The organism is Cupriavidus phytohabitans (assembly GCF_000426345.1).
Lineage (GTDB): Bacteria > Pseudomonadota > Gammaproteobacteria > Burkholderiales > Burkholderiaceae > Cupriavidus.
The window spans coordinates 1-9,087 of the sequence record NZ_AUFE01000120.1 but is presented as its reverse complement, the minus strand read 5'-3'; the positions used below and the strand labels follow the sequence as shown (position 1 = coordinate 9,087).

Below are 9,087 nucleotides of genomic sequence, written 5' to 3'. Positions count from 1 at the left end.
ACTATGACCGGGGACCGCATCATCCTTACTACGCCCTGCTGGCGCGCTCGGTCCCCGAGTTGCGCCGCGGCTGGATCGATGAAGTCGACGTGCATATCGAGAGCGCCGTTGCCACAGACCCGGCCTGACACGTCTGGTGCTGCAGGACAGTTCGGAGTGTAAGCTGCCCGCAAAACGCTATGCCGCGGTGGTCTCGGCCCGCCTGGAGAAACGCGCGATGTGGAATGCCTCGATGGGCGTGGTCGTGGCGCCGGTGTGGATCAGTTCCGCCATCACATCGCCCACGCCGGGGCCAAGCTGGAAGCCCGCGCCGGAGAACCCGAACGCGTAGTACAGGCCGGGAACACGCGCGCTCGGCCCCATGACCGGCCGATCGTCCTCCATGTAACCCTCGATCCCACTCCAGACGCGAATGATCTGCAGGTGACCGAGTGCCGGCACTACCCGAGTCATTTGCGTCAGTTGCCTGAGTGTGTGCTTGGGGCGTACGTACGCGCGCCGCTTGTCAAGGTCCACCGGCTCATGGCCGCAGCCACCAAGAACGAGATTTCCCCGCGTAATCTGGCGGAAGTAAAAGGTTTCATCCAACCTTTCGGAGGACACGCTGATCGATGGCGCAATCGCATAGGGAACCGGTTCGGTGACCGCCATCTGAGGCCCCTTTGCGCGCATTGGCACCGACTCCCCGAAACGGGCACTGATGCGGTCGCCCTAGGCACCGGCCGTGACCAGCACCGCCGGTGCGCGGAAGACGCGGCCGTCGGCGGCGATGGCACGGAAATCTACGCCTTCCTTTTCGACGTGCAGGATCTCGGTGTTTTCAACGACCTGTGCACCGAGACGGACCGCGGCACGAGCGAACGCCGGTGCCGCCAGGCGTGGATTCGCGTGCCCATCGTAAGGCGCATAGGATCCAACGATCACCTCCGGCCCCAGAAACGGAAACCGTTCGCGCAACAGCCTGCCGCTGAGAATCTGGAGCCCCAGCCCATACGGACGCGAGTCTTCTTCATACTTTTCCAGCCGCTCGACATGCTGTTGCCGGTAGCCCGCGCGAAGATGACCGCTCGGGATGAATTCGATGTCCTCACCGATCAGTTCCTTGAGCTTGCCCCAGATCTCCCGCGACCGGTTTGCGAGTGGCAATTGCTCGAGAAAGCGCCCCTGCCGGCGCACGTTGCCGAAGTTGGTGCCGCTCGCTTGCTGGCCTACCAGCCCGCGCTCGAGCAAGATGACCGAGACGCCGCGGCGGCGTAAAAAAAATGCCGTGGCGGCGCCCATGAACCCGCCACCGACGATGACCACGTCCGCTACGTTTGCGCTCATTTGTCTTATGCCCAGGAATACGCCGATGGCTAATGCCGCCAGTCCTGCCACCGGTAGTACGCGCCGACGATCGGCAAGAACCACGGCTTGCCGAAATGGCCGGGAATGGCTGGCCAATCCAGCTCGCGCCAGGGATTGCACTCCGGGCGTCCCGCCATCACATCAGCCATGACCTGGCCCATATGCACCGACATCTGTACGCCATGGCCGCTGTAGCCAACCGAGTAATACATCCCCTTATGCTGCCCTGCGCGCGGCAGCCGGTCGGCCGTCATATCGACCAGCCCGCCCCAGCAGTAGTCGATGCGTACGCCGCGCAACTCCGGAAAGGTGGCTTCCATCGCTGCCTGAAGGATACGGCCGCTCTTCTCGTCCGAGCGCGGGTTGGACATCGCAAAACGCGCGCGTCCTCCAAACAGCAAACGGTTGTCGGGAGAGACGCGGAAGTAATTGCCGATGTGTCTCGAAGTCGTGTAAGCACGGCGGTGCGGTAGCAGATGATCGAGCAAAGACTTGTCCAATGGCTCGGTGCCGATGATGAAACTGCCCACCGATATCATGCGCCGCCGCAGGAACGAGAACGGTCCCGTGCCGGAGTTGCCCGTCGCCAGCAGCACTTGCTTCGCGTCGATCTGGCCACGTGGGCTGGTCACACGAAAGGTCCCGTCGGCACGTCGCTCCATCTTCGTGACAGGGGCCCGTTCGTAGATACGCGCACCGTTGCGTGCCGCGGCTTCGGCAAGCCCGACGCCGAACTTTCCCATGTGCATCTGGGCGCTGGTTTTTTGCAGCAGCCCGCCGAAGAAGCTGCTGGAACGGACTTCGTCCTGAAGTCGGGACCGAGGCACCATTTCGACATGCGGATCGACCTCCCGGCGCAACACGTCGCAGGCGCGCGCGAGCTTGTCGTAGTGCTCAGGCTTCGCCGCCAGTTTCAGCTTGCCGGCGCGCACAAAGTCACAAGCGATCCGCTCGCTGGCAACCACGGTCTCGACGGTATCAACAGCGGCATCATAGGCCTGATAAAACCGCCGGGCTTTGTCTACGCCAATGCGCTCGGCCAGCGACGCGAAATCATGTGCCAGGCCGCTGTTGCAATGCCCGCCGTTGCGGCCAGATGCCTCTCCCACAACACGGCCGGCCTCCAGCACGGTGACTGACGCTCCCTGTCTCGCGAGCGCCAGCGCGGCGGATAACCCGGTAAAACCCGCCCCGATCACCACAACGTCCGCACGTCCCATAACGGGTCCTTGCGCCCCACCGACAAAGGCGGGTGCGGTATCGAGCCAATAGGATTCGAGCTTCATCTCGGCCTCCTGCTTTGGTGGCTTTCCGGGTGCACGCGCTTCTCCTTACAGGCCGACGAGTGCGGGCAGACCGCTCAGGTCCTTGATTTCGTGGCAACCCCACACCGACCAGCTCGGCTCGTGGCCACGCGCGACGAAGGCCTTGTTCTTGATGCCGACATCGTCCGCCGACAAATGGTCGTAGCGCATGCTGGACGAAACGTGAAGCACGTCGTCGGGGGTGCATTCCAGCTGCTCGATCATGTACTCGAAGGCCTTCAGACGCGGCTTGTAGGCACCGGCCTGCTGTGCGGTATAGACGCGGTGGAAAGGTGCGCCCAGCTTTTCGACACTGTACGGGATCTGCACGTCCATCGCGTTCGAAAAGATCACCAGCTGGTATTCCTTCGCCAGGCGTGCCAGCGCGTCCGGCACATCCTTGTGCGGCTGCCAGGTCGGCACGGCGTTGTAGAACTTCAGGCCTTCGTTGTCGCGGTACTCGATGCCCCAGCGGCGGCAAAGGCGCTCCACCGAATTGCAAAGCAACTCGTCATACGGGCGCCAGTCGCCCATCACCTCATCCAGGCGGTAGCGTGCGAAGTCAGTCGTAAACTGCTCCATGTTCTCCGGAGCGATGCGGTCGGCAAAAAGCTCGCGTGCCAGATCCGCCATCTGGAAGTTGATCAGGGTTCCGTAGCAATCGAAGGAGATGTATTTGGGGCGCAGGGTGGTGGCACTCATGTTTCAGGATTCCATTCAAGTTGATTCGTGCCTCGCTATGTGCGAAGCTCGCTCGGCGGCTCGCTACCGGACGTACCTTTGCGCGCTGGCGGCATATCCCGGACCGTCGCCTCCTGGAAACCATTTAATCATGTAGAGCCGGTACGGATGTCTCGTTGTCAGGCCGCGCGGCCACATTATTCTTCGAATTAAAACCATTGCACAGCACGAGTTGCTGCGACAAGAAATCGCCACTCCTGGCCCGCTCCCCGCAAGAGTCAGGCTGGGCGCTTCAGGGTAGGCGCTGCCAGCTCCGCCGGTAGAAATCCGGGCACTTTCCTGATGGCAGCTCGTCTTCAGCAGCCCGCCATTCCTTTGCGGCCGTGCTGCACGGCGCGAGGCATCCAGGCAAGGGATACGAACGAAGCATGATCTGCGGTCGGCTTGCCCCTATACAGCACAACCTTCGGTTTATCCTGGCCCTACGCATCATCGTGTGGAATTGCGTTGGCTGGTCGAATCCCCCTCGAACATGTGGCAACATTGTTCTTAACTACAGAGGCCTCGAACACAATCCCGCTCGCTGTCAACGCAGAATTGGTTACGGCGGCAGGCCAGGCAGATGAGGTAAAACATGAAAGATCCGAATGGGAGCGGCACCGTCCAATTTCGCAGCATGAGGCCGGAAGACCTGCCGGAGGTCCACAAGCTGTCCCTGGCCACGCTGTGGCCGCACCGCCTCGAGGACTGGAAATTCATCCTCGAGATTGGCGAGGGGATTGTCGCGGAAGACGGCACGGGCATTATCGGTACCGTGATGTACTGGCTCCATGGCACGGACTACGCTTGGCTGGGCATGACCATCGTCTCACCGGACCATCGCCATCAAGGGCTTGGACGCGAGCTTGTTTCCCGGGCGCTGAACGCAACCGGGGACAGGACGGTTCTGCTCCATACGACTTCGGATGGCGTTCCCTTGTTCGAAAGTTTCGGCTTTCGGCAAACGTGCTGGGTACACCGGCACCAGGGCAGTGTTTTTCACTATCCGTTCGTGCCACTCAGTGCAGGCGAGCGAATCCGGCCCATCAGCCCGCGGGACGAAGCCGCGCTAGCGGATATGGCGAGCCGCTCCAGCGGTATGCCGCGTGCCCCATTGATCAAGCATTTGCTGACGGTTGCCGACGTGGTCGCCATCGATCGCTACGGCGATTTGATCGCCTTCGCGGCACTGCGCAAGTTCGGCCACGGTTTCGTCATCGGTCCGGTGATCGCCCCCGATATCGACCGCGCCAAGGCATTGATCGCCCATTGGGCAGGCTCGCGTGCGGGTTCCTTCGTACGCGCGGACGTCCCCGATAGCAGCGGCCTGAGTTCCTGGCTCACCGACATGGGCCTGGTACAGGTCGATGAAACAGTGCAGGCCATGGTGCGAGGCAAACCGCCGCTGCCAGATGCATCGATCACCCGGTTCGCTCTGCTCAGCCAGTCGTTAGGCTAGGCGCTGCCCGAGCAGCGCTCCCCCTGCAGTGACAACAGCAGCTGCATGATACCTCCCCCTGGCGTGCCCGTGTGGGAGCCTGGGGTCATGCATCGCAAGGTTCGCGTACTGCCAACGCATGCCAAGCAGCGGATATCACATCCGATGCAACCCAACCCCGGCTGACGAAAATGGCACCACAGCCGTATCGCCAATTCGCTCGCTTTTCCCATCGAGATTGAGGCAAGTGGCGCTCGCTGCAGGATGCCAGCGGCATCGCAGCATAACGTGTTGAAAGCCACGCGAAATTGCGGTTTCGCATGAGTTGGGAAGCCAGGTCCGATAGTTAATGCTACGCATCCGTGCCTAGAATGACTTGGCGTTCGTTCCCCGTGCACGACTCGGTTGACCACGATCGGTCTTGCCTGGCTGTGCAAGTTAGTCCTCCATATGGATCCCTCATGCAAATCGATTCCCTGGTCGCATTAGACCGCCAACACCTGATTCACCCCCTGGTCAACTATCGCGCCCACGAACAACGTGGCGTCACCATTCTCGAATCAGGGCACGGCGCCTACTTGAAGGATGCACAAGGCAATGAGCTGCTCGATGCCTTCTCCGGCCTCTGGTGCGTCAACGTAGGCTATGGCCAGCAGAGCATTGTCCAGGCCGCCGCGGAGCAGATGGCCAAACTGCCTTATGCCACCGGCTATTTCCACTTCGGCTCCGAGCCGGCGATCCGGCTTGCGGCACGCCTGGTCGAACTGGCGCCCCCCTCGCTTCGACACGTATATTTCACGCTCGGCGGTTCGGATGCGGACGATTCAGCGATCCGCTTCATTACGCACTACTTCAATTCGACGGGCCGCCCGCAGAAGAAGCAGTTCATTTCGCTCGAGCGTGGCTATCATGGTTCGTCGTCGCAAGGATCTGGGCTGACAGCGCTTTCGGTGTTCCACAACAATTTCGATGTGCCGTTGCGCAACCAGCACAAGATTCCCTCGCCCTATCCTTACCGCAATCCTGTCGGCTCGGATCCGGAGGCCATCATCCGTGCGTCGGTGGAAGCCTTGCGATCCAAGGTGCAGGAACTGGGCGCGGATAATGTCGCCGCCTTCTTCTGCGAACCGATCCAGGGCTCCGGCGGCGTCATCGTGCCGCCCAAGGGCTGGCTCAAGGCCATGCGCATGGCGTGCCGCGAGTTGGGAATCCTGTTCGTCGTTGACGAGGTCATCACCGCGTTCGGCCGCACCGGACCGATGTTCGCGTGCGAAGCCGAAGGCGTCGAGCCGGACCTGATGACGATTGCGAAGGGCTTGACCGCCGCTTACGCGCCGATGGGCGCCGTACTGATGTCGGATGAAGTGTACGCAGGCATCGCGGACGGTATGGCCACCGGCGTTCCGGTGGGCCACGGCTATACCTATTCCGCGCACCCCGTCAGCGCTGCCATCGGCCTGGAAGTGCTCCGGCTATACACGGAGGGCGGGCTGCTCGCCAACGGCATTGCGCAAGCCCCGCACTTCGAGGAAGGCCTGCGCAGCCTGCTCAGCCACCCGCTTGTTGGCGAAGCGCGCAGCCGCGGGCTACTCGGCGCGCTTGAGCTGGTCAGTGACAAGTCCAGCAAAGAGCGCTTCAGCCCTTCCCTGAAGCTTCACGAGCGCATCACCGAGGTCGCATACCGCAACAAAGTGGTATTCCGCGCATTCGGCGACAACATCCTCGGCTTCGCTCCAGCGCTCTGCTATACCGCGGCCGATTTCGAGCTGCTGTTCGCCCGTTTGAAGAAGACGCTGGATGAAGTGCTGGCGCAACCCGAAGTCCGGGCGGCCGTCAAGCAGTAAGTCTATTTGCGCCAATGTCCCCGCAGTGTCAACGCGGGGAATAGTCCTGCTAACGTACCTGAATGACGAGACTGGCGGAGGATCGCGATGTTTGACACGCCTAAACTGGATCGGATCGACATCTCCATCCTCAGCCACCTGCAACGTAACGGCCGCACCACCAACGTAGATCTGGCCGATGCGGTCGGCCTCTCACCCAGCCCTTGTCTGATCCGCGTAAAGCGCCTGGAAAAAGCTGGCTACATCGGCGGATATGGTGCCCAGGTCCGGCTGGAAAAGCTGGGAAACATGCAGATCGTGTTTACCCAGGTGACACTATCCGATCACCGTCGCGAGGACTTTGCAAAATTCGAAGCTGCGATTCGAGACATTGACGAAATCGTTGAATGCCATCTGGTGAGCGGCGGCTTCGATTACATGCTGAAGTTTGTGACATGCGGCGTGGCGCACTACCAGAGCATTGTCGAGGATGTGCTCCGGCAGAACGTCAACATCGAGAAATACTTCAGTTATATCGTTATCAAATCGTCTTTCGTCAAAGGCTATTATCCGATCGTGAAGCTCCTTGCGGGACACGAATAACCGGCTGCCTTGCCCCGTCTTGCCTCACCTTGCCGCACCGCACGTATCACGTTGACCGTGCGGCGACGGTTCAGTTTGTATCGCCTTCCGCGGCGCAAGATCTTCTCCTTCTCCTTCCCTTCAACTTAGGCAAATCGCCCTCTTGCCAATACCCCAATGCAAAACGGCCGGCTCGCGCCGGCCGCCCAAACGGCAGAAGCAGTTGCTCAGTCCAGCTGGCCCTGGCACACGTACTTGATGTGCATGTACTCTTCCATGCCATGGCGAGAACCCTCGCGCCCGTAGCCCGAGTCTTTCACCCCGCCGAATGGCGCAGCTTCCGCTGCCAGCGCCCCTTCGTTGATCCCGACAATGCCTGACTCGAGCGCATCGGCAAGGCGCCAGATCCGCCGCACGTCATTCGAGTAAAAATACGCCGCCAGCCCGAACGGCGTCGAATTGGCTGCCGCAATCACGTCGGCCTCGGTACTGAAGCGCGTCACCGGTGCAACCGGACCGAAGGTCTCTTCATAAGAGCACTGCATGGAGGCATCGGCATCCACCAAAACAGTCGGGGCATAGTAGTTGGGACCCGGGCATTCCGCGTTGCGGATGCGTTTTCCGCCCACGACAACGCGGGCGCCGCGGCTGACAGCATCCTGCACATGCCGCTCGATCTTCTCAACGGCACGTGCATTGATCATGGGACCGATCTGCGCCGCAGGGTTGGTGGCCGGCCCGACCACCAATGCGCCGACGCGGGCTGCGAGCTTGTCGACGAAGGCGTCATGCACCTTGTCCTGGACATAGATCCGGTTCGGGCAAACGCAGGTCTGCCCGCCGTTGCGGAACTTGGCAGCCATCAGACCCTCGACGGCGGCGTCGAGATCGGCATCATCAAACACGATGAACGGCGCATTGCCACCGAGTTCAAGCGACAGCTTCTTGAGCGTATCGGCGGAGCGGCGCGCAAGGTGCTTGCCGACAGGCGTCGAGCCCGTAAACGTGATCTTGCGCACCCGGGGATCGTCCAGCCAGACGTTGACGACCTCGGCGGCCCGCTCACGCGAGGCGGTCACGATATTCAGGACCCCCGGCGGCACGCCCGCCTCCTCGGCGAGCCGGACCAGCGCCAGGGAGGTCAGCGGCGTATCCTCGGCCGGCTTGCAGACCACCGTGCATCCTGCCGCCAGCGCCGGCGCGATCTTGCGCGCGATCATCGCAGCCGGGAAGTTCCAGGGGGTGATAGCCGCGATGACTCCAACCGGTTCACGTAGTGCCAGCATGCGACGACCGGGAACCGGTGCGGCAATCACATCGCCGTCCGCGCGCGTCGCCTCTTCGGCAAACCATTCGACATAGCTGGCGGCGTACAGGACCTCGCCTTTGCCCTCCGCCAGGGGCTTGCCCTGCTCCCGCGAGATCAGGCTGCCAAGGTCTTCGAGGTGGCTGACAATCAGGTCATTCCAGCGCTTGATGATCTGAGCGCGTTGCTTGGCCGGGGTCTTGCGCCAGGCGGGGAACGCCGCATGGGCAACGTCGACGGCAAGCCGGGCATCGGCCGCGCCGCTATCCGGTACGGATGCGAAGACCTCATCCGTGGCTGGATCCGCCACGTCCAGCGTGCGGTGGTCCGCGGCGCTACACCATTCGCCGCCGACATAGTTGCCACCGGGAAGCAGGCTCTGTTTCTGGAGGGGAAGAGGCATTGAGTAATCTCCTTGATAACGGTATTAGATTGCAGTGCTGGCAACGCCAGCGGGCTTGGCTTGTTTTCCATGCACGTCGACTTCATCGATCCAGCCGCGGCGCAACTCGGGGACCGAGCGCGCCAGCAGGGCGTAGTAAGGATGATGCGGTCCCCGGTCATAGT

At 61.7% G+C, this 9,087-nt stretch carries 6 protein-coding genes and 1 pseudogene; 3 read left to right on the top strand and 4 right to left on the bottom strand.

Annotated features, from left to right (window positions below):
* Nucleotides 1-177: 177 nt before the first annotated feature.
* The 3 genes and pseudogenes from K309_RS38350 to K309_RS0132540 all read right to left on the bottom strand — a co-directional run bounded on the left by K309_RS38350 (nt 178) and on the right by K309_RS0132540 (nt 3,353).
* Nucleotides 178-1,326 (bottom strand): annotated as a pseudogene (locus K309_RS38350) (NAD(P)/FAD-dependent oxidoreductase).
* Between the two features lie 29 nt (nt 1,327-1,355).
* Nucleotides 1,356-2,633, bottom strand: coding sequence for an NAD(P)/FAD-dependent oxidoreductase (locus K309_RS0132545; protein ID WP_029050175.1), 1,278 nt, complete (start codon nt 2,631-2,633; stop codon nt 1,356-1,358).
* 45 nt (nt 2,634-2,678) lie between these two features.
* Nucleotides 2,679-3,353 (bottom strand): haloacid dehalogenase type II, encoded by a 675-nt coding sequence (locus tag K309_RS0132540; RefSeq protein WP_029050174.1) that lies wholly within the window; start codon nt 3,351-3,353, stop codon nt 2,679-2,681.
* 613 nt (nt 3,354-3,966) lie between these two features.
* Between K309_RS0132540 and K309_RS0132535 the strand changes: the two genes are divergently transcribed.
* From K309_RS0132535 to K309_RS0132525, 3 genes are all read left to right on the top strand, one after another.
* A complete protein-coding gene (locus tag K309_RS0132535; protein WP_029050173.1) occupies nt 3,967-4,830 on the top strand; it encodes a GNAT family N-acetyltransferase in 864 nt (287 codons plus the stop codon).
* Between the two features lie 440 nt (nt 4,831-5,270).
* Nucleotides 5,271-6,653, top strand: coding sequence for an aspartate aminotransferase family protein (locus tag K309_RS0132530; protein ID WP_029050172.1), 1,383 nt, complete (start codon nt 5,271-5,273; stop codon nt 6,651-6,653).
* A gap of 87 nt (nt 6,654-6,740) precedes the next feature.
* A complete protein-coding gene (locus K309_RS0132525; protein WP_029050171.1) occupies nt 6,741-7,235 on the top strand; it encodes an Lrp/AsnC family transcriptional regulator in 495 nt (164 codons plus the stop codon).
* Between the two features lie 206 nt (nt 7,236-7,441).
* Here K309_RS0132525 and K309_RS0132520 read toward each other — a convergent pair whose 3' ends face one another.
* The gene (locus K309_RS0132520) at nt 7,442-8,923 is read right to left on the bottom strand and encodes an NAD-dependent succinate-semialdehyde dehydrogenase (RefSeq protein ID WP_029050170.1); all 1,482 of its coding nucleotides are present in this window, start codon (nt 8,921-8,923) and stop codon (nt 7,442-7,444) included.
* Nucleotides 8,924-9,087: the final 164 nt, after the last annotated feature.

Bases quoted from the DNA above. Each gene is read 5' to 3' on its own strand.
- K309_RS0132545 (WP_029050175.1), bottom strand. From the start codon at position 2,633: ATGAAGCTCGAATCCTATTGGCTCGATACCGCACCCGCCTTTGTCGGT.
- K309_RS0132540 (WP_029050174.1), bottom strand. From the start codon at position 3,353: ATGAGTGCCACCACCCTGCGCCCCAAATACATCTCCTTCGATTGCTAC.
- K309_RS0132535 (WP_029050173.1), top strand. From the start codon at position 3,967: ATGAAAGATCCGAATGGGAGCGGCACCGTCCAATTTCGCAGCATGAGG.
- K309_RS0132530 (WP_029050172.1), top strand. From the start codon at position 5,271: ATGCAAATCGATTCCCTGGTCGCATTAGACCGCCAACACCTGATTCAC.
- K309_RS0132525 (WP_029050171.1), top strand. From the start codon at position 6,741: ATGTTTGACACGCCTAAACTGGATCGGATCGACATCTCCATCCTCAGC.
- K309_RS0132520 (WP_029050170.1), bottom strand. From the start codon at position 8,923: ATGCCTCTTCCCCTCCAGAAACAGAGCCTGCTTCCCGGTGGCAACTAT.